At 73.8% G+C, this 23,754-nt stretch carries 13 protein-coding genes; 2 read left to right on the top strand and 11 right to left on the bottom strand.

Translation table 11 applies throughout. From position 1 onward, the window contains the following. The first annotated feature begins 45 nt into the window (after positions 1 to 45). The gene (locus tag ABD944_RS29755; RefSeq protein ID WP_345182455.1) at positions 46 to 2,070 is read left to right on the top strand and encodes a protein kinase domain-containing protein; all 2,025 of its coding nucleotides are present in this window, start codon (positions 46 to 48) and stop codon (positions 2,068 to 2,070) included. Positions 2,071 to 2,092: 22 nt separating this feature from the next. On the opposite strand, the gene ABD944_RS29750 is transcribed toward ABD944_RS29755, so the two are convergent. Further along, positions 2,093 to 3,022, bottom strand: a complete 930-nt coding sequence (locus ABD944_RS29750; protein WP_345182454.1) for a Ppx/GppA family phosphatase — start codon at positions 3,020 to 3,022, stop codon at positions 2,093 to 2,095. 65 nt (positions 3,023 to 3,087) lie between these two features. Here ABD944_RS29750 and ABD944_RS29745 point away from each other — a divergent pair, with 65 nt between their 5' ends. Beyond that, positions 3,088 to 3,519, top strand: a complete 432-nt coding sequence (locus tag ABD944_RS29745; protein WP_345182452.1) for a PH domain-containing protein — start codon at positions 3,088 to 3,090, stop codon at positions 3,517 to 3,519. On the opposite strand, the gene ABD944_RS29740 is transcribed toward ABD944_RS29745, so the two are convergent. The 10 genes from ABD944_RS29740 to ABD944_RS29695 all read right to left on the bottom strand — a co-directional run bounded on the left by ABD944_RS29740 (position 3,516) and on the right by ABD944_RS29695 (position 23,709). Then, on the bottom strand, positions 3,516 to 4,394 hold the full coding sequence (locus ABD944_RS29740; RefSeq protein WP_345182449.1) for a ribokinase: 879 nt from the start codon (positions 4,392 to 4,394) through the stop codon (positions 3,516 to 3,518). The genes ABD944_RS29745 and ABD944_RS29740 overlap by 4 nt on opposite strands. A 67-nt stretch (positions 4,395 to 4,461) precedes the next feature. Continuing rightward, the gene (locus tag ABD944_RS29735) at positions 4,462 to 4,680 is read right to left on the bottom strand and encodes a hypothetical protein (RefSeq protein ID WP_345182447.1); all 219 of its coding nucleotides are present in this window, start codon (positions 4,678 to 4,680) and stop codon (positions 4,462 to 4,464) included. A gap of 103 nt (positions 4,681 to 4,783) precedes the next feature. Beyond that, positions 4,784 to 5,575, bottom strand: coding sequence for an aldo/keto reductase (locus ABD944_RS29730; RefSeq protein ID WP_345182548.1), 792 nt, complete (start codon positions 5,573 to 5,575; stop codon positions 4,784 to 4,786). A 132-nt stretch (positions 5,576 to 5,707) separates the two neighbouring features. Then, positions 5,708 to 6,160 (bottom strand): MarR family winged helix-turn-helix transcriptional regulator, encoded by a 453-nt coding sequence (locus ABD944_RS29725; RefSeq protein WP_345182445.1) that lies wholly within the window; start codon positions 6,158 to 6,160, stop codon positions 5,708 to 5,710. Positions 6,161 to 6,261: 101 nt separating this feature from the next. Next, on the bottom strand, positions 6,262 to 9,453 hold the full coding sequence (locus ABD944_RS29720) for a family 78 glycoside hydrolase catalytic domain (RefSeq protein ID WP_345182443.1): 3,192 nt from the start codon (positions 9,451 to 9,453) through the stop codon (positions 6,262 to 6,264). 91 nt (positions 9,454 to 9,544) lie between these two features. After that, positions 9,545 to 12,685: a family 78 glycoside hydrolase catalytic domain gene (locus ABD944_RS29715; RefSeq protein WP_345182441.1), complete on the bottom strand. Its 3,141-nt coding sequence runs from the start codon at positions 12,683 to 12,685 to the stop codon at positions 9,545 to 9,547. Then, positions 12,682 to 14,724 carry an alpha-L-rhamnosidase-related protein gene (locus tag ABD944_RS29710; RefSeq protein ID WP_345182439.1) on the bottom strand — a complete coding sequence of 681 codons (2,043 nt, stop codon included), beginning with the start codon at positions 14,722 to 14,724 and terminating at the stop codon, positions 12,682 to 12,684. The genes ABD944_RS29715 and ABD944_RS29710 overlap by 4 nt, the downstream gene beginning before the upstream one ends. Before the next feature lie 92 nt (positions 14,725 to 14,816). Continuing rightward, positions 14,817 to 17,771 (bottom strand): glycosyl hydrolase, encoded by a 2,955-nt coding sequence (locus ABD944_RS29705; RefSeq protein ID WP_345182437.1) that lies wholly within the window; start codon positions 17,769 to 17,771, stop codon positions 14,817 to 14,819. After that, on the bottom strand, positions 17,768 to 20,959 hold the full coding sequence (locus tag ABD944_RS29700; protein WP_345182435.1) for a family 78 glycoside hydrolase catalytic domain: 3,192 nt from the start codon (positions 20,957 to 20,959) through the stop codon (positions 17,768 to 17,770). Before ABD944_RS29700 ends, ABD944_RS29705 begins: the two co-directional genes overlap by 4 nt. Before the next feature lie 11 nt (positions 20,960 to 20,970). Further along, positions 20,971 to 23,709, bottom strand: coding sequence for a family 78 glycoside hydrolase catalytic domain (locus tag ABD944_RS29695; RefSeq protein ID WP_345182433.1), 2,739 nt, complete (start codon positions 23,707 to 23,709; stop codon positions 20,971 to 20,973). Between the last annotated feature and the right edge of the window lie 45 nt (positions 23,710 to 23,754).

Genomic DNA, 23,754 nt, shown 5'->3' with positions numbered 1-23,754 from the left:
GGCGGTCGCCAAGACGTGGCTCCGTGGGGCGGAAGGTGAGACTCCATGGACGCGACCTCCCTGGGTGAGCTGCGCCCGGACGATCCCTCCCGAATCGGCCGGTACCGCATCGAGGCCAAGATCGGTGAGGGCGGGATGGGCGCCGTCTACCTCGGCCGCGACACCGACGGGCGGGCCGTGGCCGTGAAGGTGGTCCGGGCGGAGCTGGCGGGCGACAGGACGTTCCTCGCGCGGTTCCACGACGAGGCCGCCAACGCCCAGCGCGTGGCGTCGTTCTGCACGGCGCAGGTCCTGGAGCACGGCGAGGACCTCGGCCTGGCCTACATGGTGACCGAGTACATCGACGGGCCGTCGCTGCTCCAGCACGTCAGCGCGAACGGGGCCCTGTCGCCGGGGATGCTGCACGGCGTCGCGGTCGGCGTGGCCGCCGCGCTCGTCGCCATCCACAGCGCGGGCCTGGTGCACCGCGACCTGAAGCCGAGCAACGTGCTGCTGTCCATCTCCGGGCCGCGCGTGATCGACTTCGGGATCGCCCGGGCGCTGGACATGGCCTCCTCCCACACCCGGACCGGGCAGGTCGTCGGCACGCCCGGCTGGATCGCGCCCGAGCAGATCACCACGCAGCAGGTCACCCCGGCCGTGGACGTGTTCGCCTGGGGCTGCCTGGTGGCGTTCGCCGCCAGCGGGCGCAACCCGTTCGGGCAGGGCTCGTTCCAGATCATGGCGGCCCGCGCCGTGCACGCCGATCCCGAGATCGGCGACCTGCCGCCGTCGCTGACCGGGCTCGTCCAGGCGTCGCTGCGCAAGGACCCCGCGCAGCGGCCGAGCGCCCGGGAGCTGCTCCTGGCGCTGGTCGGCGGATCCGGCGAGGCCGCCGTGACGACCGAGCTGGGCGAGATGTGGACGGCCCCGCCCGGGGCCCCCGCGGCGGCCCCGGAAGCGACGCGCGCCGCCGACCCGTCGGCCACCTCCCAGGACGTCCCGGCCCCGGTCCCGGCCCCGCGGCCACAGCCGCAGCCCCAGCAGCCGCAGCCCCAGCCGGAACCGCGGACCGAACCCGCCTACGAGCGCCGCACCGACCCGCCCACCGCGCGGGAGTTCCCGGCGCCCGCCGTCCGGGGGCGGTCGCGGCGCGGCGTATTCGCCGCGTCGGGCGCGGCGGTGCTGCTGGTCGCGGGGGTCGTGGCGGGCGCCGTCTACCTCAACGGCCGCGATTCCCACGGCGCGCGGAACGCCGCGGCGGGTGCGGCGGCGTTCCCGACCGCGCCGATGTTCGTCCGGGTCGACACCGCGCCCGGGTGGCCGACGACGTGCAACGCCGACATCGGCGTCTACAGGCCCGGCGACGCGTCCGCCAGGACGCTGGTGAGCGGGCCGACCTGCGACATCCTTCCCGAGCGTTCCCCCGACGGCAGGCGCGTCGCGTTCACCAGGATCGACCGGAGGAGCGGCGAGGCCTGGGTGGTGAACGCCGACGGGTCCGGCGCCCGGAAGGTGACGGGCATCGTGCGCGGCACCCGCGTGACGTGGTCGCCCGACGGCTCCCGCCTGGCCTACGTGGGCGAGAAGGACGGGGTCCGGCAGATCTTCGCCGTCGCCGTGGACGGCGGCCCCGCCACCCAGCTGACCACCGACGACTCGCTCAAGGACGACCCGATGTGGTCGTCCACGGGCAAGCTCGTGTTCTGGAGCAAGGCCGAGACCCGCGACGAGCAGATCTACACCATGGACCCGAACCGGCCGGGCGGCCCCTACACGCGGCTGACCGGAGGCGACGGGCGCGCGGTCGACCCGGAGTGGTCCCCCGACGGCTCCAAGATCGCCTTCGTGCGGGGCCCGGCCGACCGGAGCGACATCTGGGTCATGAGATCCGACGGCTCCGGCGCGTACGCGGTGACGTCCGGTGCCGCGCGGGACATGGACCCGGCCTGGTCGCCCGACGGCCGCTGGCTCCTCTACGTGCGCGGCGCGGTCACCGACCCGGTCATCCATGCCGTCCGCGCGACCGGCACCGGCGACCGCCTCGTCACGCCCGCCGGCAGGGTGTTCGGCCACCCCAACTGGTCATGAGGGCCGGACCGGCTCCCCGCGCTCAGCCGGTGATCATGTCGAGGCGGCGTAGGATGACGCCCTCGCGCAACGCCCACGGGCAGACCTCCAGCTCCGGCAGCTCGAACAGGTCCATCGCCGCGTCGGCGACGATCGCGCCCGCGAGCAGCTGCGGGGCGCGCCGCTCGGACACCCCGGGCAGCTCGGCGCGCTCGGCGGAGGGCATCGCGGCGAGCTTGTCGGTCCACTCGGTGAGGGCCTCGCCCGCCAGGACGCGCCGCTGGTAGGGGCCGTCGGCCGTCGGGGCGGCGCCGCCGATCCGGGCGAGCTGCTTGAACGTCTTGGACGTGGCGACCGCGTGGTCGGCCGCCCCGTACCGGGCGACGTCCCCGACCCGCCGCGCGATCTCCGCGCGGACGTGCCGGCGCAGTTTGCGGACCTCCTCGGCGGGCGGCGGGTCGGCGGTGAACCAGTCGCGGGTGAGGCGCCCGGCGCCGAGCGGCAGGGAGAACGCCGCGTCCGGCTCCTCGTCGATGCCGGAGGCGACCTCCAGCGAGCCGCCGCCGATGTCCACCACGAGCAGCCGCCCCGAGGACCAGCCGAACCAGCGCCGGACGGCGAGGAAGGTCAGCCGCGCCTCCTCCTCGCCGGACAGCGCCCGGATGTCGATCCGCTTGTCCGCGCGGATGCGCGCCAGGACGTCGTCGCCGTTGGAGGCGTCGCGGACGGCGGAGGTGGCGAACGCGACCAGGTCCTCCACGCCCTTGTCCTCGGCGACCTGGAGCGCCTCGTCGACGAAGTCGCGCAGCAGCGTCTCGCCCTCTTCGGAGAGCCGCTCGCCGTCCTCCAGATGGTCGGCGAGTCTCAGGTCCGCCTTGTGGGAGTACGCGGGGAGGGGCCGCGCGCCCTGGTGGGCGTCCACCACCAGGAGATGCACCGTGTTCGAGCCCACGTCCAGCACACCGAGTCGCATGGCCCCGACGCTATCGGACCGATCCATGGCGCGGGCAGGGCCCGGCGGGGGCTATGGTCGGCGGCATGGAGGCGGCTCACGAGCGGCGGTGGCGCGTACCGCCAGGTCATGTGGTGGTCAAGTGCGCGGCGGCGGCGGCCGTCACGGCGCTGCTCGTGCTGTACTCCCACGACCCCCAGTTCCGGTTCCTGGCGGGCGCGGCGGCGATCGGCCTGAACGTGCTCGCGCTGCGCGACCTGATCGCCCCGGTCCGGCTCGCCGCAGACCGCGAGGGCCTCACCGTCGTGACCGGCTACGCCCGGCGCCGCCGGCTGCGCTGGGACGAGGTGGTCTCCATCCGGGTGGACGAGCGGCGCCGGCTGCTGCTGCACACGCGGATCCTGGAGATCGAGACCGCCGACGACCTGTACCTGCTCAGTGCGTTCGACCTGGGCTCGGACGTCCACGACGCCGCCGACGAGCTGTACCGGCTGCGCCCGCACCGGCCCGTGAACTAGAGGGCGGGCACCTCGTCCGGCGTGGGGAACGAGCTCTGCGCGCCGGGGCGGCGGACGGCCGCGGCGCCGACCCGGGCGGCGTAGCGGGCCGCGTCCCGCAGGGAGTCGCCGCGCGCGAGCCGCAGGCACAGCGCGGCGGTGAAGGCGTCCCCGGCGCCCGTGGTGTCGACGGCCTCCGACCGCGGGGACGGGACGGCGGAGGTACCCTGGCCGTCGGCGACGACAACGCCGTCGGCGCCGACCGTGACCGCGACCGAGCGGGGTCCGGACCCGGCGAGCGCCGCCGCCATCCGGCCGGGGTCGCCGGCCCCGCCGAGCAGGAAGGCGGCCTCGTGCTCGTTGACGACGAGGGGGTCGCAGAGGGCGAGCAGCCCGTCCGGGACGGGCGCGGACGGCGAGAGGTTCAGCACGACCCGGCGGCCCGCGCGGGCGGCGAGCCCGGCGGCGGCCTCCACCGCGGGCAGCGGCACCTCCATCTGCAGCGACACGACCGGGGCGCTCTCGATCAGCGCGCGGGCCGCCTCGACGTCGGCGGGGCCGAGCCTGGCGTTGGCGCCGGGCGAGACGATGATGCTGTTGTCGCCGTCCGGCCCGACCGTGATCAGCGCGACGCCCGTCGGGACGCCCGGCGTGGCCGCCAGGTGCGCGAGGTCCACGCCGGCCGCGGCCAGGGCGTCGCGCAGCAGGGCGCCGTGCCCGTCGTCGCCGACCCGGCCGACGATCGCGGCCCGGCCGCCGAGCCGCGCCGCCGCGACCGCCTGGTTGGCCCCCTTGCCGCCCGGATGCGTGGCCAGGTCGGACCCGAGCACGGTCTCCCCCGGCGCGGGCCGCCGCTCCACCCCCACCACCAGGTCGGCGTTGAGCGATCCGACCACGGCGACGTCACACCTGCGCTGTCCCACCAGTAACCGACTACACGCGCGGGGGGCGTCCGCGCAACCGCTATCCCGAGCGCAGCTCCGCCAGGTCGACGATCTCGGCGAGATCATCGACCGTCGGGTAGTAGCCGCGGCCGACGGGCACCCCGTCCCTCGTCACCAGCAGCGCCGTGGCCCCCCGCACCCCGGCGAAGTCCGCCCACACCCCGTGCGCGCCGGTCAGCCGCACCGCCGTCACCCGTAACCCGCCGGGCCCCGTCCAGCTCCCCCGCTCCTCCCCCATGCACGGAACGTTACGCTCGGCCACCCACGGTCACGATCTTGGGGTCTCCCGGCGGCGACCGAGCGCGTGGTGACGGTCTCCGAGGGGCGCGTCGTGCGGGGGGCTAGTCCGTCTCGAACGTCGCCGGGTCGGGCCCGAAGCGCAGGCCCTTGTCCATCTCGCCGAGCGTCTTCATGTCGTCCGGCGTCAGCTCGAAGCCGAACACGTCGATGTTCTCCGCGATCCGGGACGGCGTCGCCGACTTCGGGATGACCACGTTCCCGATCTGCAGGTGCCAGCGCAGCGCGACCTGGGCGGGGGTGCGGCCGTGGGCCCGGGCGATGCGGTCGAGCGCGGGGTCGTCCAGGAGCCCGTGCCCCTGGCCGAGCGGCGCCCACGCCTCGGTGCGGATGCCGTGGTCGCGGTGGAAGGCGCGCATCCCGTCCTGCTGGAAGTAGGGGTGCAGCTCGATCTGGTTGACGGCGGGGACCACGTCGGCCTCGTCGATGACGCGCCGCAGCGTCTCCACGGTGAAGTTGGAGACGCCGATCGAGCGGACCCGCCCGTCGTGCTTCAGCCGTTCCAGCGCCCGCCAGGTCTCCAGGTACAGGCCGCGGCCCGGCATCGGCCAGTGGATCAGGTAGAGGTCCAGGTATTCCAGGCCGAGGCGGCGCAGGCTCGCCTCGTAGGCGCGCATCGTGGCGTCGTAGCCCTGGTCGCTGTTCCACACCTTGCTGGTGACGAACAGCTCGTCGCGCGGCAGCTCCGACGCGCGCAGGGCGCGTCCCACGCCTTCCTCGTTGCCGTAGGCGCTGGCGGTGTCGATGCTGCGGTAGCCGTTCCGCAGGGCGATCGTCACGGCGCTCTCGGCCTCGTCGTTCCCCACCTGGAAGACCCCGAAGCCGAGCTGCGGCATCGCGGTCCCGTCGATGAGGTCCACGTTCGGTACGGTCACGGTGTCCCTCCTCCCTCGACTGTGTACCCTGCGCTCTCCTGCCCTGAGACGTGCCGTCAAACATGGCGGGCCCGCCATCGGCCCGCGGGCGGTCTAGGCGCCCCGGTCCCGGTCGCGCTGGGAGCGGGCGATCTCGGCGAGCGCGTCCCTGAAGACGGTGAAGCGCTCGTCGCCGAGGGCCCGCCGGTGGCGGTCCTCGATGGAGGCGAGGATCGCGCGGGCCTTGGCGATCTCGTCGAGGCCGCGCCCGGTGGGCACGACGCGCTTGGCGCGGCGGTCGCCCGGGTCGGGTTCGCGGCGGACGTACCCGAGCTCCACCAGCTCGTCCACGATCGTGCCGACGATCTGCTTGTGCTGCCCGGACCGGGCCGACAGCTCGGTCGCGCGCACGCCCTCCGGTTCGAGGAAGGCCAGGACGGTGCCGTGCCGCGGCCGGACGTCGGGGTGCCCCTGCTCGGCGAGCCGGCGGAACAGCTCCTCCTGGAGCGCCCGCGCCAACCGGCCCGCCAGCACGCCCAGGTCGGGCCCCCCTCGTTCCGCGTCCACGCGATCCCCGCCCTCCGGCGCCCTGCCGTCACGGATCCTGACTGTCAACAACCGTGACTTTAGCGCACCGGAGGGCGCGGACCCGACCGCTCATCCGGCCGTCACGCCACCCCCTGGAAGGTCCAGTCGCCGGAGCCGACCTCGAAGACGGCGCGGCCGTTCTGGACGCCGATCCACCCGGCCCCCTCCGGCGCCTTCGGCCGCGCGGACCCGCCGAGGAGCGGGTACTCCACGCGGGCCCGCGTGCCCGGCGGGACGGTGACGTCCAGCCGGAGCCTCTTCCCGGCGCGGCGCCACGAGGACGCGGCGCGCCCGCGCGGCGTCTCGTAGGTCGCGGCCGCGTAGGTGACGTCCCCGACGACCGCCGGCCGGACGAGGAGGGTCGCGTACCCGATCGAGTCGTCGGCCTGGCCGAGGCCCGCGAGGCCGGCGTGGAACCACTCGTCGATCGCGCCGAGCATGAAGTGGTTCTGCGAGTTCCCCGACGTGGGCCCGTCCCAGTTCTCGGTCAGCGAGGTCGCGCCGTGCACGACCTGGTAGCCGTAGCTGGGGTTGCCGGTCTGCGTGGCGACGGCGTGGATGACGTCGTCGCGCCCGGCGGCGGACAGCACGTGGAACACCGACGGCAGCGCGATCTCGCCGACCGTCAGGTGGTAGCCCTTGGCCTCGATGCTCTTCACCAGGTGGGCCAGGACGGCTTCTCTCCTGTCCGCCGGCACGACCCCCATGTCGAGAGCGAGGGCGTCGCACGCCTGGCTCCCGGACCCGTAGGTGTCACCGGTGGCGTACTTCGCGTTGAACGCCGAGCCGATCTCGCCCGCGAGCGCCCCGTACCGCGCGGCGTCGGCGTCCTTCCCGACGACCTCGGCGATCCGCGCGAGGGCGGTGACGGCCCGGTGGTAGCCGAAGGTCGCGGTCACCCCCTTCGGGGTGCTGTCGTCGAAGGTGATCCAGTCGCCGAGGCCGTAGTCGAGCAGATGCCCCTTCGCCTTCGCGGACAGGTAGTCCACGTAGCGGACCATGTTCGGGTAGTAGGCCCGCAGCGTCGCCTCGTCGCCGTACGCGCGGTACATCTGCCAGGGCGCGAACACGATGACGTTGCCCCAGTTGGGGTCGTCCCTGAACCCGCCGGAGAACACCGTGAACTCGGGCGCGATGTCCGGGACGAGGCCGTCCTCGGTCTGGGCCTCGGCGATGTCGCGGACGAGCTCGCCGTAGTAGGCCGTGACGTCGTAGTTGCGGGCGACGGCGGGGAACACGAGGTTGGCCTGTTCCAGCCAGCCGAGCTTCTCGCGGTGCGGGCAGTCGGTGAGGACGGAGTACATGTTGCTCTGCACGGCCCGGTCGATGATCTTGTGGATGTCGTTGAGGAGGCCGTGCGAGCTGGTGAACGAGCCCGCCCCGGCGTTGCCCGCGCGCAGGACGATCCCGGTGACGGTGCCGTCGTCCGGCTCCCCCGGCAGCCCTTCGAGCTGGAGGTAGCGGAAGCCGTGGTAGCAGAACCGGGGATGCCACGTCTCGGTGCCGTCGCCGGAGAGGGTGTAGGTGTCCCAGATGGGCGAGCCGGTGGTGTGCTGGCTGACGGTCCCGTCGGCGTTGAGCAGCTCGCCGGGGCGCATCGTCACCTTCGTCCCGGCCGGGCCGCTGACGCTCAGCAGCGGCCAGCCCGCGAAGTTGACGCCGAGGTCGACGACGTGGACGCCGGCCTTCGGGCTGGTGATCTTCTTGGCGCGGAGGGTCTCGACGGGGACGACCGGCGGCGCCATGCGGGCCGCGAGCCGGGCGGTGGGCGCGGCGACGCGCACCGCGGCCGTCCAGTCCCGCCGGGTGCGGCGCGCGTCGTGGTCCTCGCCGCCGTACCAGTTGGTGAACGTGGTCGCGCCGAGCGCCGTGCGCCAGGACGCGTCGGACGCCACGACCTCGCGCGACCCGTCGGTGTAGGTGATCTCCAGCTGGCCGATGAACGCGGGCTTGCCGTCCGAGCGGGTGAGCTTCTCGTAGCGGCCGGGCGTCGGAGGCACGTGAGCCATGCCGGTGCCCAGCTCCACCTCGACGGTGTTGCCGCCGCGGTGGAGCAGCCTGGTCACGTCGTAGGTGGAGTAGACGATCCGCTCCTTGTACTTGCTGTAGGGCGGTTCGAGGACGGCGTCGCTGACGGGACGGCCGTTCACGGTGACGTCCAGGACGCCGAGGGCGGTGGCGTACAGGCGGGCCGTGCGGACGCGCCTGCCGATCGTGAACTCGCGCCTGAAGACGGGCAGGGCCTCGGGCTGGCGGCGCAGCGGCGGCGGCGCCTCCTGGCCCTCGACCGTGGCGGCCGTGTCGAACGCCGTGCCGTCGCCGGAGGTCTGGACGGTGAAGTCCTCCGGGAAGTTGGGGGTCCTGCCGTCGTCGGTCGTCTCGTCCGTGCGCGGGTAGAGCAGGATCCGGTCGAACCGCTGCTCCCTGCCGAGGTCGATCTGCACCCAGATGGGCGCGGCGAGGTCCTGGTCCTTGCGCTCCAGGCTCGTGTAGCCGAAGGGCGCGGCGTCGCTGGTGAGGTTGCCGTCCGTGACGGCCTTCGGCTCCCACTGGCCCCCGACGGTGTAGCTCTCCGACGCGGTGACCGGCGCCCTCGCCGCGAGGTTCGGGCCCGACGCCCCGTCCTGCACCTGGACCTCGGCGAGCTGGAGCCGCGACACCTTGTAGGGCCAGCCCTCCTTGATCGGCAGACCGAGCCGGGTCACGTTCAGCCGGACGTACCGGGCGGTGCGGGCGGCGAACGCGACCGTCGCGGGCGCGGGCGCCGGGTCGGCCGACCACACCGGGTTCCCGATCCACGCGGCCGTCCAGTCGGCGGGGGCGAGCAGGCCCATCTCGAAGTGGGAGGGCTCGCTCCACGCGGACGCGCGGCCCTGCCCGTCCCACACGCGGACCTGCCACGACGCGCGCTGCCGGGACTTCAGCGCACGTCCCGCGTACACGGCCGAGACGGCGCTCCCGGCGACCTTGCCGGAGTCCCACAGGTCGGGGCGGGCGAGGCGGGCGTCCGTGGTCGCCACGCGCACCTGGTAGGCGCTCTGCACGGCGTCGCGCGGCCCGGCGGCGAACCGCCAGCCGAGCGTCGGCGCCGTGTCGTCGATGCCGAGCGGGGCCGGCAGGTGGTCGACCCTCAGGCCGGTGGGGTGCAGCGTCCGGTGGGGGGCGGCCGCCGGCGCCGCCAGGGCGGGCGCCGCTACCGCGCCGCTCGCCGTGACCGCGGCGGCGGCGACCCCGCCTGCCTGGACGAACCTTCTCCGCGACAACTCGTTCATGCTGGGCTCCTCGGGGGGGTGGGTGGAGCGGTAGGGGGAAAGGCGGGGCGCCGGTCCGGTGGGCGCCGGTCCGCGCCCACCGGACGGTGCGTCAGGGGGCGGTGCCGTGGAAGGTGTGGGTGCCGGAGCCGACCACGGCGGGCTGGGCGGTACCGGGGACGTGCACCCGCGCGGTCGTGCCCGCCGGGACCGTGACCTGGAAAGTGACCTTGCCGTCCTCCAGCGTCCAGGAGGAGCGGACCTCGCCGAACGGCGTCCGCCGGGTGGCGGAGGCGCTGGTGAGGTCGCCCACCACGGCCGGGGCGATGACCAGGTCGCGGTACCCGGCGGAGCCGGGCGCCTGCCCGATGCCGGCGAGCCGGCCGGAGAACCAGGAGTCGATCGCGCCGAGCATGAAGTGGTTCTGCGACTGGCCGGCGCCGCCGTCCCACGACTCGCCCAGGGCGGTGTTGCCGTGGACGACCTGGTACCCGTAGCTCGGGCTGTCCGTCTGCGTCGCGACCTTGTAGATGACGTCGTCGGGCAGGACGCGGAACGCCGAGGGCAGCGAGATCTCGCCGAGCAGCAGGTGGTACCCGGCGTTCCGGACACTGGCCACCAGGTGGTCCAGCAGCCGCCGGCGCTGGTCGGCGGGCACGGCGCCCATGTCCAGCGCGATGGCCTCGGCGCCCTGGCCGCCGCCCCCGAAGGTGCCGGTCGCGGGGTCGTAGAGCTTGTCCGACAGGGCCTTGGCGCTCCTGTCGGCCTTGGCCCGGTAGGCGGCGGCGCCGGCCTCGTCGCCGAGCGCGCCGGCGATCCGGGACATGGTGTCGGCGATCCGCCACCACCCGTACGTCCCCGAGACGACCTTCGGGAACGTGCGGTCGGGGGTGAACCAGTCGCCCAGGGTGTAGTCGGTCAGCCCGTCGGAGACGCGGCCCTCGATGTACGCGGCGTACCGCTTCATCGCGCCGTAGTACGTCCGCATGGTCTCGGTGTCGCCGTAGTTCAGGTAGAGCTGCCAGGGGACGGCGACGAACGCGCCGCCCCAGTTGGAGTCGTCCCTGTAGGTGCCCGGCAGGACCGTGTAGTCCGGGACCGTGGACGGGACGAGCCCGGCCTCGGTCTGCGCGTCCGCCATGTCCTGGACGATCTTGCGGAGCTGGGCGTGCACGTCGTAGTTGGCGGCGAGCGCGTCGCCGACGAGGTGGTCCTGCTCCAGCCAGCCGAGCTTCTCCCGGCTCGGGCAGTCGGTGAGGACGCTCATCATGTTCCCCTCGATGGCCCGGCGGATCAGCCCGTGGATGCCGTTGAGGAGGTCGTTGGACGAGCTGAACGAGCCCGCGGAGTCGTTGTCGGCGCGCAGCACCTGGCCCCGGACGGAGATCGTCGCGCCTTCCGGCAGGCCGCGCACCTCCAGGTAGCGGAAGCCGTGGTAGGAGAACCGCGGATGCCACGTCTCGGAATCCGCGGTGCGCGTCGTGTACTCGTCCCACAGCGGCGCCCCGACGTTGCTGGCCGACTGGAACGCGCGGCCGTCCTTGAGGCTCTCGGACGGCAGGATCCGCACGGACGTCCCGGCCGGGGCCTGGACGGTGATCTCCGGACGGCCCGCGATGTTGCGGCCGACGTCGAACACCCGGTAGCCGTCGCCCGCCCCGATCTGCCGTCCCTCCAGCGTCTCGGCGACACGGACGGGTTCGGCGACCCGCCCGCTCAGCGCGCCGGGCGCCGTGACGGGCACGGCCGCCTCCCAGCCGGAGCGGGACGCGCCCGGCCTGTCCCAGCCGGGCCGCTCGCGGCGGGCGTCGTGGTCCTCGCCTCCGTACCAGTTGGAGAACGTGACGGGTCCGAGGACGGTCTTCCACGTGCCGTCGCTGGCCACCCGCACGACGCGGCCGTCGGCGAGGGTGACCTCCAGCTGGGCCATCAGCTTGGGGTCGCTGATCGTCCCGCTGAACTTGCGGTAGCGGTCGGGCGTGGAGATCACGTTGGCGATGCCGTTGCCCAGCTCGACGCCGAGCGTGTTGCCGCCGGAGCGCAGCATCCTCGTGACGTCGTACGTCGCGTACTGGACGCGCTCGGCGTACGCGGTGTTGGCCGGCTCCAGTTCGGCGTCGCCGACGCGGTGCCCGTTCAGCCGGGCCTCGTAGACGCCGAGGCCGGCCACGTAGAGGCGGGCCCGGCGGACGCCGCCGGGCAGCCCGAAGTCCTTCGCGAAGATCGGCAGCGCCTCGGGGACGGGCGACTCGGGCGGCTCCTGGCCGGTGACCGCCGCCTTCGCCGCGAAGGGCCCCTCGGCCGAGTCGGAGGCGGCGACCGAGAAGTCGACGGGGGCGTACGGGACCTTGCCGCCCTCGACGCCCTGGTCCGTGCGCGGGTACAGGAGGACTTCGTCGAAGTCCTTGGCCGCCTGGAGGTCCACGGTGAGGGTGAGCGGCTTGTCGGAGACGTCCGCCTTGCCGTAGGCGGAGCTGGACCAGCCGGCGAACTCCTGGTTCGTGGTCTGCGTGCCGTCGGTGAGGTAGCGGGTCCCCCACTTGCGGTTGACGTTGCCGCCGTTGTCGGACGCGGTGACGGTCCTGCCCTTGGCGAGGTTGGTGTCCGGGTCGCCGGAACTGCGCACCTCCAGTTCGGCGAGCTGGAGCCGCCAGGTCCGGTCCGGCAGCTGCTCGACCTTGGGCAGGCCGAGCCTCGTCACGTCCAGCCGGACGTAGCGCGCGGTGGTCTTCGGCAGCTTCACCACGATGGGGGCGGGCTTCTTGCCGGTGACCTGCCAGTCCTTCTGGCCGATCCAGCCGCCCCGCCAGTCGCTCTGGGACGTCAGGCCCGTCTCGAACCAGGACGGCGACGACCAGCCGGAGGGCCGCGGCCCCGTCCAGACGCGGACGCGCCAGTACACCCGGGTCCGGCTGCCGATCGGCTTGCCCGCGTAGTCGGCGCGCTGGCCGGCGGACGCCACCCGGCCGGAGTCCCAGAGGTCGGGGCTTCCCTCCCGCAGGGCCTTCTCGCTCGTGGCGGCCTGGATCCGGTACGCGGTCTGGGTGACGTTCCGCCCGCCCTGGAGCTGCCAGGTCAGCGGCGGCGTCGTGTCGTCGATGCCAAGGGCCTGGCCGAGGTCGGCGGCCTTCAAGCGGGTGACGTGGGCCTCCGCGTCCGCGTGAACCGGGGCGGCCAGGAAGGTCACCGGGAGGGCGACGGTGACCGCCGCGGCCGCCAGGCCGCGCAGTGGCCTGCGCGAGGCGGTGGTCATGCGCGGTCGCTCTGGAGCCGGTGGGACCCGCGCAGCCCCTCGATGTAGACGTACTCGCCGTCGCTGTGGACGCCCTTGGCTCGTGCGCGGGCGCCGTCCCAGACGAGGCGTCCGTCGACGCGGACCTCGACCCGGGCGCCGAACGTCGGCACGCCGGCGCGGCCGACGGTGGTGCCCGGAGCCTTCAGGTGCGCGGAGTAGGTCCCGCCGGAGACCTTCCAGGAGGCGTCGACCGCGCCGACCGGCGTGGTGATCCGGCCTTGCGCGAACGTGAGGTCGGCCGGGTGCGGGACGAAGTCGAACGACCGCCCGCCCGTGCCGGTGGGGTTCAGGCCGAGGACGGAGAACGTGAGGGCCGGGGTCGGGCCCGTCGCCCAGGCGTGCGCGAGGCTGACGTAGGAGCTGCAGAAGACGCACCCGTCCCCCGGGTTGCGGAACGACTCCCAGAAGGTGCTGCCGGTCCCCTCCGGGTGGTTGAGCATGTAGCCCCACTGGCGCCGGATGATGTCCACGCCGGCCTGGTCGGCGGCCTGGCCGCCGGCGGCGAAGTGGGCGTTCACCTCCATGGAGCCGGAGAAGACGCCGGGGTTGCCCTTGTTCTCCGGGGCGGTCGAGGTGATCTCGTTCCAGTTGCCCTTGAGGGACTCGCTGATGCGGCGCGCCTGCCGCCGGTCCGCGAGGCCGTACCAGACGGCGAGGGAGTTGTCCGCCTGCGGGTGGATCGTCGAATTCGGATAGAACTTGTACGCGCCGGCGGCCTCGTCCCAGAAGTTCGCGTTGATGGCGGTCCGGAGCGCGGCGGCCCGCTCGGCGTAGGACGCGGCCAGGGAGTCGTCGCCCTGCGCCTTGGCGAGCTGCGAGCCGGTGTCGAGGACGCGCCACATCAGCACGTTCGCGATGAGGTTCTCGCCCTTGGCCAGGATCCGGACGGAGTCGGACGTCCCGGTGATGGACACCAGGCCCTTGTCGTCCATCTTCCGGGTGATGAAGTCGACGCCCTTCCGGTACCGGTCCCACACGCCGGACACCCAGCCCGTGTCACCGGTGTAGCGGTAGTAGTCCCAGCTCGCGGCGAGCGTCCACAGGTGGTAGGTGTCCGAGCCGTACTTGTTCAGCTCGGGCCCGGCGTAGGGGAGCTCGCCGGTGTCGCGCTGGTGCTGGTACACGGTGGTGAGCGCGTTGCGGGCGGACTCGGTGTCGTTGAACGCCGCGTAGGCGCTCGGGATCTCGATGCCGAGGTCGCCGGGCCAGACCGTCCGGTCGCGCTTGGCGCCGTCCACGAGGATCGTGTCGCCGACGCCGATGTCGCCGGTGCTGTTCCACAGCGCCGCCGGGGGCTCCCAGACCCGGCCCGTCTTCGGGGAGATCGTGTTGAGCTGGACGGTGTAGGCGCCCGCGTACCAGATGCGGTTGAGCAGGTCGTCGCTCGAATAGAAGTAGTTCGCGTACTTCGACGGGTCCTTCATCGCCGGCGCGGGGGTGAAGGACAGCGACACCTTGTCCAGGTCGACCCGGCCGCCGGAGGACAGGAAGATCGTCAGGTAGCGGAAGCCGCCCCGGAGCAGTTCGGGGGGCGTGGTGTAGGACGTGGCGCCGTCGACGTCAACGGAGAGGGCGCCGTCGCGGCTGCGGGGGCCTCCGGTCGACGCGTCGCTCGTCGTGTCCACGTAGGTGGACGACTCGGAGAACGCGACGCCGACCTTCTGCGGGCCGTCCGACCCGGCGAAGCGCAGCGTGGTGAGTCCGCTGACCTCCTTGCCGAAGTCGAGCGTGACGGACGATCCGGCCCCGGTCAGGCTGGTCGTGCCGCCCTTCAGGACGGCGGCCGGGTCCGCCACGGTGCCGCTGGTCCTGAAGACCGACACCGGGTGGAGCGTCCGCGACGAAGGAGACAGGTTGTAGCGCTGCCATGGGGCCGCGTCGCGGCCCGGCTCGGCGTAGGCGGTGCCGAGCGGGGCCGCCTGGGCGGCGGTGAGGGCGGACAGTCCGAGAGCGACGGCGGCTACGCCGCGACGGCGCCTGGATACGCTGGTGTGCATGGGTTCCTCGCGAATGTGTTCTTAGCGGGACATGGGATGAGGGGTCCACCGTGCGGGAGGGCGGGCCAACGCCCTCCCGCACGTTCGGCGGCTCAGCGGGCGGGGACCACCGCCTCGCCGTAGGGAACGAGCCTGACCGGTCCGACCAGCCCGTACCTCTGGCGGGACGCGCCGCCGTACACGCCGGGGTCGGAGACGCGGAGCCGGTTGTTCAGCGTCGTGGCGACCTCGACCTCGATCGTGTTGGCGCCCCGGCGCAGCCAGGGGCCGATGTCCACGACCGGGACGATCACGCTGACCGGGAGCCGGTGGCCGTTGACGGTCACGCGGCAGGTGTCGAAGACCTCGCCGAGCTCCAGCACCGCGCCGCCGCCCGTCCAGTCCACGGTGGTGCTGTAGGTGCCGATGCCGGAGACGTCCGCGAGTTCGGGGATGTCCGGCCACGCCTTGAGCCCGTCGAGCTCCAGGTCGTGCCGCTTCACTCCGTCCGGCGTCATGTCCTCCACCTGGAGCCGCCAGGCGGTGAGGGTCCGCGCCTCGGGCACGGCGCCGATCACGGTCTGCACGGTGCGGCCGCCGCGCAGCGTGGTGGAGTAGGTGCCCGCGGCCCTCGCGCGGGCGACCAGGCGCTGCCGGTCGACGCGGAGCTCGGCCTGCGAGGCGGTGGCGGACGGGGCCTCACCGCCGCGCGCCAGAATGATCACGGTGGCCTCGGACGGCTGCAGCGCCACCCGCAGCGTGATCGTGTCGCCCTCCTCGCGGTAGACGGCGACCCGCTCGGTCTCGCCCGTCCACAGGTCCAGCCGGTACGGGACGGCCTCGCGGTCGGACCGGGTGAAGGTGACCTCGTGGTCGATCGCCGCGACCGGCGGCTTGACGGTCTCGGCGTGCTTGCCGTTGCAGAGGTAGAAGTAGTCGGCGCGGCCGTCCCGCCGGTGGGCGGTGAGGAGCGTGGACGCCTCCGCGTAGGCGACCGCCGGGCGCAGGCCGAGGTCGGCCAGCGCCCCGGGCACGTCGGCCTCGGCGGCGACGACGCGGACGCGCGGCTGCGCGAACACCTGCGTGAGGACGGCGCGCAGCTGCTCGTTCTCGCCGTCGCGCGCCAGGCCGGGGACGGTCGCGGCCGACCAGTCGCCGAGGAACACCAGCGGCAGGCCCGCCTTCGTCAGCCTGAGCATGGTGCGGGCGGTGCCGAGCGGCAGCGTGCACTCGTTGCCGCCGAAGCGGTCGCCCTCGACGAACACGACCTTGTAGGCGGGGCCGTCGGGGGCGAGCCGCCCGCCGGACACGGTCGCGGACGGCAGGTCGAGCAGCGGCGCGCTGATGAGCTGGTGCGTCCAGCCCAGCGGAACGCCGCTCTTGGTGAACCACCCGGCGCCGATGCCGGTCTTGGTGTAGCCCTTCTGGCGGAACACGGCCACGTCGATGCGGCTCTTGCCGGCCTGCATGGCCAGGTGGACGCGCGCCAGGTAGCCGGCCACGTCGGGGACGTGCCGCCAGGTCGGCTGGCGCGGTCCCCACGACTCGGAGAACCCGATGCCGCCGTTGTAGGGGGTGAAGGCCGCGAAGCCCGGCCACGCCGCCCCCGGCGCGGCGGCGTAGGAGAAGCCGTGCAGGACGGTCTGGTTGAGCCCGGCCGCGTAGGCGCCGCCCATCGTGCGGAGGAACTTGCCCCAGGTGGTGTTGTAGGCGCCGCCCTGGTAGGCCCCCGCCTCGCAGGAGAGGACCTTCCGTCCCCCCATGTCGCGGCCGCCGGCGAGGGCGCGGTAGTCGTCCAGGTTCTTGAACCCGAGCGACTCGCCCTCCGGGACGTCCAGGATCGCGGCGGTGTGGATGGCGTCGGTCTCCAGCCCGTACGGCTGCGCGCGGTACTCCAGCCCGATCGAGTGCGCCCACTTCGCGAGCGCCGCGAAGTGGAACTCGTTGAACAGGTCGGAGACCGTCTGCCAGAAGTCGTGGCGGACGTGGGCGGTGGTCGCCGCGTCGTAGGCGAACTTGGTGTTCTCCTTGAGGCGGACGATCACCGGCAGGTACGGCATGAGGTCGTAGCCGCGGCGGCGCCGGAACTCGGCGGGCAGGTCGGGCGTCCAGTTCAGCGCCGCCGTCTCCAGCTCGATCGAGTCCTCGAACAGCGTCCCGCCCGCCCGCTTGATCAGCTTGCGGATGTCGCGGGTGAGCAGGCGCGCCTCCCAGAACGCGGTGACGGCGCGGGTCCCGGCGCGGCTGAAGTGGTCGACGACGCAGCTGTCCGGGGACGAGTGCGGGCCGGACTCCGGCCGCTGCCCGCTGCCGCGCCGCCAGTAGGAGAACAGCAGCCAGTCGCCGCCCTCCGGGGCCGTCCAGGTGATCCGCTCCCCCGCGACCTTCGAGGTCAGGTCGGTGAACGACGCGGGGTCGAGGCCGGTCTCCTTGCGGGTGGTGTTCGCGGCGGCGGTCCGCACGGCGTGCACGGCGACGAGGTGCCGCCTCGTCACGCCGTCCTCGGGCGCGGTGACCGGCTCGGGGACCGGGCCGTCATGGGTGGCGCCGCCCGCGACGGGCACCGTCCCGTACGCGAGTTCCTGGACGGCGGCCTCGTCGTCCGGCGTGATCGTCGGGACGGCGGCGGGCCAGGCCGGGCCGATCGTCAGGTCGACGGTCACGCCGCGCCGTTCCGCCTGGTCGAGCGCTGCCTCCACGCCGGCGTTCCAGGCCGGGGTGCCCCAGCCGTGGCCCGCCGGGTCCAGGACGGACTTGTCGCGGATGCTGTGGTGCACCGCGACGATCTCCGCGCCGCCGAACCCGGCGTCCGCGATCTGGTCGATCTCGCGCCGGATCTCCGCCGGGTCGACCAGGCCGTCCGGCCACCACCAGCGGAACCGGGGCCGCACCGCCGCGCCGGGGCGGGCGAACCCGCCCGCCGCCGGCCCCGCGGGGAGAGCGGGCGCGGCCTGGGCGGCGGCCTCGCCCCCGAGGACCGGGCCCGCGCCCGCCACGACGGCGGCCGCGGCGCCGATCTGGAGGGCGCGCCTGCGGGTGAACCCCTGCCCCGTGCGTTCGTCGTTCACTGTCTTCTCCTGATCACTGTGATGCGGCCGGAGCCGACCGGGCCGATGGTGAGGAGCCGGCCGGTGGCGTCCCGGCTCGTGGCGCGGGGGGCGCGGGCATGGGGGCCGGCGACGCCGTACGCGCGCGGGTCGTCGTCGCCGGTCTCGACGACGACGCGGGCGGACGCGCCGGGCGGCACGTCCACGTCCAGGCGGTACCGCTCGGCGCGGTCGAGCGCGACGGAGACGGGGCCGCGGATCGTCGGGACCCGCCCGGAGATCCGGGTCAGGTCGCCGGGGCGCGGCCGGACCTCGATCTCGGCGGCTCCCGGCGCGGTGATCCGCACGCCGAGGACATGGCGCGGGATGACGTTCGCGGGCGCCGAACCCCAGGCGTGCGAGAACGTCATGTTGGGCTTGAGGGACGGGTCCCACGCCTCGGCCACGATCGTCGCGCCGAGGTCGTCCAGCATGTGCAGCCAGGAGCTCATGCCGCCGGCCGTCATCAGGCCGATCGCGGCCTTGGCCTGGCCGGTGGCGAACAGGGCGTCCAGCAGGAACTGCGCGCCGTAGACGCTGACCTTCATGCCGCCGTCCGCGAGGGTCTGCCCCAAGGCGCGGACGACGGAGTCGGGAACCGTTCCGGGCCCGGCCACGCCGAGCGCGACCGGGAACACGGTGGCGTGCTGCGCGCTGTGGGTGGTGCCAGCTCCATCGACGAACCGTCCGTTGGACGCGTCGAGCAGCTTCTCCCGCATCGCCTTGGCCAGCGTGTCGGCGCGCTCCCGCCAGCTCTTCGCGTCGGCGGTCCTGCCCAGGGCGTCCGCGATGTCGGCCATGGCGGTGAACGCGGCGTACTGGCAGGCGTTCACGACGGTGTTGACGTCGGTGAACACGTAGCCGTCCCGATTGGACGCGGGCCAGTCGACCAGGTCCTGGGTGGGCGAGGCGGGCTTCTTGTGGACGAGCCCGTCCTCGCCGAGGTGGGGCGTCAGATGCTTGGACGCGAGGATGTCGTAGTCCGCGGCGAGCTGCTCCGGGTCACCGGTGTGCAGGTAGTCCTGCCAGGCCGACATGACGCTCATCAGCCGGTACTCGGTCGGCCAGGTGGGGTTGCGGGCCAGGTAGGCGTCGGAGGCGCGGGCCAGCGCGAACGAGCGCTGCACCGCGTACTCGGACGCCTGGTTGATGAGCGCGTCGCCCTCGTAGGGGCCGCGTTCGCGCGTCGGCGTGTCGGTGTAGAGGTCGCCGCGGGTCGCCTCGATCGAGTAGCGGCACAGTTCGTACACGCGGTCGAGGTCGGGGCTGGAGCTGGAGAACGACGCGTCGGAGTCGCGCCAGGCGGCCCGCCAGGCGCGTCCGGTGACGGCCTGCGACAGGTCGAGGTCGTCATCGCAGACGAGCTGCGCGTAGCGGAACCCTCGGTAGCCCCAGTGCTCGATGGTCTGCTCGCCGTCGCGGAGCGTCCACACCTCCCGGTAGGTGACGCCGGCGCGCAGCGCGTGCCTGACCGTCCCGTCGGCGTTCAGCTCCTCGCCGAGCCGGACCTCGACGGTCTGCCCGGCCTTGCCGCGCACGGACAGACGCAGACCGCCCGCGATCTCCCGTCCGAGGTCCACGAGCCAGGTGCCGGACGAGACCTTCCGCACGGACGCGGGCCCGGCGTCGTACAGCCCGACCGGTTCGACGAGCGCGGGCTCCAGCCCGCCGATGGCCGCCTTCGCCACCGCCGGCTCCCAGCCGGAGTCGTCGAAGCCGGGGCTCGTCCATCCGGCCGGCTCCTGCCGCATGTCCCAGTACTCCTGGGGACCGGTGTAGAAGCCGGAGCCGATCGTCCCGGCGTCGCGCAGCAGCCCCGCCTGGCGGCGCGCCTTCCACGCCGGGCCGCTCCTGACGGTGGTGGACGTCCCGTCGGCGTAGGTGACGACGAGCTCGGCGAGGAAGCGCTTGTCCTCCGGGGTGAACGCCAGGGCGGCGAGCGCGTTGCGCCGGCCCGGCTCCAGCGCCTCGGTCACGTCGAAGGAGTGGTACTTCGGCGCTCCGGCCCCGCCCCTCATGGAGGCGAACCCGGCCACCTCGCCGTTCACCCAGATCTTCGCCGGGTACTGGCGGATCGACGCCGGAGACTGGGCGGCGACGTGGAGCACGGCGGCCGCGATCGGCTTGCCCTCCGGGACGAACTCGGTACGCAGCAGCGCCCAGGAGTCGTCGGGCGACCCGGCCGAGGACAGCGTCGACTGCCCCTTGGCCAGGGTCAGGGCGCCGCCGGCGACCGTGCCGGCGCCGAAGGTGCCGCGGCCGTCGGAGAAGTCCTCGTCGATGATCGCTTCACCGTCCGGGGCGGTGAAGGTGACGCGGTCCCACACGTTGGCCTCGGTGGAGCCGTTGCGCATCCCGACCGTGCCCGTCCGGTACGTGGCGTCGGTCGTGGTGTCGACCTCGGCGCCGTCGACGGACGTCCGGAAGGTGGAGCCCTCCATCTCGACCGCCACGTCGTACCAGCGGCCCGTCTCGACGGGGAACGGCAGGCGCTTCTCCTCCAGCACCTGGTAGGCGCCGTTCACGCAGACGTGCTTCTTCAGGACGCCGGGAGAGCCGGCGCGCAGCTGCCACAGGTAGTTGGCGCTCGTCCCGGACGCCCGGAACCAGATGCTCGCCGCGACCGAGGTGATCTGCAGCCGGGCCTTGAGGACGCCGTCGCCGGGCGCCCGCGCGGCCGCCGTCCAGATTGGCTCGGCGGACCACTCGCCGACGCCCGTGGCCAGCAGGGCGGGCTCGGACCAGCGGGACGCCCTGGGCCCGTCGAACGTCCGGACCCGCCACCAGTACGGCGTGCGCGGCGCCAGCGCCGGACCGCCGTACGGCACGGCGACGGACGCCGCCGACGCGGCCTTCCCGCTGTCCCACACGTGCGGGCCGCGCTCCAGGCGGGCCGGCGTGGTGGCGAACTGCACCTGGTAGTGCGTCTGCTTCGTCCCCGGGCCGAGGTCGGCGACCTGCCAGCTCAGCCTCGGCCGGGCGGCCGTGACGCCGAGCCCGTCCGGCAGCAGGGAGGTCAGCAGCCCGGACGGTGTCCGGGCCGCTGGGGCGGCCGGGGACGCCGACGCGGCGCCCCCGGCGGAGCCGAGCACGACCGCGCCCGCCACCCCGGCCGCCGACGCGCCGAGGAAGTCCCGGCGGCTCATCCCGATCCTTGGTCGTTCGGTCATCGCCGGGCTCCTCAGAGGTGGTCGGAACGGAAGGTGAGGTGCCCGGAGCCGGCTTCGAAGACGGCGTAGCCGTCCTTCATTCCGGTGAAGCGGGCGCCGCCCGGCCCGGAGACGTGCACGTCGCCCGCGGCGCGGGCCGGGACGTGGATCTCGGCGCGGACGTTGACGGGGATGTCCGCGTCGAGCGAGAAGCCGCCGCCGGCCCGCTTCCACGTGACGCCGACGTCTCCGCGCTGCAGCGGGACGGTCCCGGACGCGCGGTCCAGCCCGGTCAGCGGCGGCCTGATCCGCACGGCGGCCGAGGCCGGGGCGGTCACGGCGACGCCGAGGAGGGTCCGCTGCACCTCGACCAGCGACGTCGCGCCCCACGGGTGGGAGTGGCTCTGCCCGGTCTCCGGGGCGTCCCACGACTCCCACGTGAAGGTGCCGCCGCGCGCGAGGATGTTGCCCCAGCCCGGTCCCCGCGGGTCGGTGAGGCGGGTGACGACGTCCGCGGGACGGCCGCCGAGCGCCTCCAGCAGCCGGTGCGCGGTCATCGGCCCCATCTGCATGCCGAGCCCGGCGATGTACGACTCGACCTCGTCCCGGCCGTCGGCGGGGGCGACGCCGTAGGCGAGCGCGTAGGCGTTGGCGATCTGCGAGGCGTGCGCGCTCTGGGAGCCGTCGCTCCTCAGTCCGTCGATGTAGACGCCGTCCGGGCGGCGGAGCCTGGCGTTGATGTTGCCGGTGAGCGCGGCGGCGTCCTTGCGCAGCGCCTCCGCGTCGCCGGTCCTGCCGAGCGCGGCGGCGGCGCGGGCGGTGGCGTTCAGGACGTCCACGCCGAGCACGTTGATGACCGTGCGCGCGGCGGTGTCCATGTCGTGGCCGTACCGCATGGTCGCCGGCCAGTCGATGATGCCGTACTTGTAGGCCCCGGAGCCGCCCTCCAGGTTGGTGACCAGGCCCGTCCCCTCCGCGACGTAGCGGCGGACGTAGCCGGCGACCGCGCTCATCACGGGGTACGCGTCCGCGAGCGTGGACGCGTCGCCGGACTGCTGGTAGTAGTCCCAGACCCAGCCGGGGAACATCTCGGTGTAGTCGGGGATGTCGCGCTTGCCGTCGCCGTTCGGGTAGACGGCGTTGAGGCGCCCGTCCGGCCAGTACCGCGCCTGCGACGCCATGAACTCGCGGATCGCCTGCCGGGTGAGGCGCCGCTCCCCGTAGGCGCCCATCATGGCGATCGAGGTGTCGACCGAGTCGCCGAGGAACTGCCCCTTCTCCCGGGTCGGCGTGTCGAGGAACTGGGACTGCGATCCGTACAGCGCCGACCGCGCCATCAGGTCGTACGCCGCGTTCACTCCCGCGTCCGACGTGCGGAGGCCGCCCTCGCGGGTCACCTCGTTGTGCTGGACGACGGCGGAGACGTCGTCCGCCTCGGCCCCGGAGCCCGGCGCGATCTCCAGGTAGCGGAAGCCGACGTAGGTGAGCGGCCGGAAGGTCTGGTCGCCGTCGCGCTGGGTGTAGCCGTAGCCGAGGTTGGTGTCCTGGTTGTCGCTCTTGGAGCGGGAGACCGTCCCGTCGTCCTTGAGGACGTAGGAGGCGTACATGTCGACGTGCCGGCCGGCGACGCCCTCCCGGAACCGCACCACCGGCACGGCCGGGATCACCTTCCCGAAGTCGGCGACCAGCGCGCCCGAGTCCAGCCGCGTGACCTTCACCGGCCGGACGGTCCGGTACGCGAGCGCGGTCTCCTGGCCGTGCAGGTGCTTGAACCCCGACGCGGGGTGGGCGCCGACGACCACCGGGTCCTGCCACGAGGACGCGTCGAAGCCGGGCTGGTCCCAGCCGGCCTGCACGGCGGTACCGTCGATGTCCTCGACGTAGTCGCCGCCGTCCCCGTTGCGCTTCGGCGCCGTCTTCCAGGGGGCGCGCGTCACCTTCCACGTCCCGTCGGTGACGACGACCTGCCGCGTCCCGTCGGCGTGGTCGATGACCAGCCGGACGAGCAGGCCGGGCTCGCCCTTCGGCCGCCCCTGCCCCGACCCGTACCAGTGGTAGAGCGCGCCGATCGTGGCGGGCCGCCCGGCCTTCACCTTCGAGGTGACGTCGACGGTCTTGTAGAAGCCGTCGTCGGCGTACTCGAAGGCGGGGCCGCGGTCGACGGTCTCGCCGTTCAGGTGCAGCGCGTACTGCTGACCGGCCGCGATGTGCACGCGAGCGCGCACGACCTTCGACTCGCCGACCGTGAAGTCCTTGCGGGCGAGGGTGTAGTCGTCGGCCTCCGCGGTGGTGCGCCGGATCCAGGTGGCCTGCCAGTCCCGGTCGGCGAGCCCGGTGTCGAACGCGGCGGGCCGCGCCCACGGAGAGCGCTTTCCGGAGCCGTCCCAGGTCCGGACGGTCCACGTGTACGACGTCTCCGGCGCGAGGGACGGGCCGGCGTACCTCACGTACTCCTGGCTCCCCGACCGGACGCGGCCGCTGTCCCAGACCGCCGTGCCGGACGGCCCCCGCACGATGATCTCGTAGGCGCTCTGCACCTCCCCGGGGTCGCGGTCGCGGGGCGTCCACCCGAACAGCGGCGCCCCCTCCACGCTCAGCGGGCGCGCCTGGTCACCCACGGTCAGCGCCACGGGGGACTGCGGCGCGTGCCCTGCTCTCAGCGCGGCCTGCGCGGTCCCCGGGAGACCGGCGGCGAGGGTCGCCGCCACGGTGGCGACGGCGAGGGCGACGGCACGGCGTTCGGCATGGCGGGTCTTGTCACGGCGAATCATCTGAAGCAACCTCCACGTCGTTGCTGCGGCTTGCGGTGATCTGCC

It is taken from the genome of Actinomadura verrucosospora (assembly GCF_039540335.1).
GTDB lineage: Bacteria > Actinomycetota > Actinomycetes > Streptosporangiales > Streptosporangiaceae > Spirillospora > Spirillospora verrucosospora.
The sequence above is the reverse complement of the archived record's forward strand: the minus strand, read 5'-3'. Positions and strand labels throughout refer to the sequence as shown.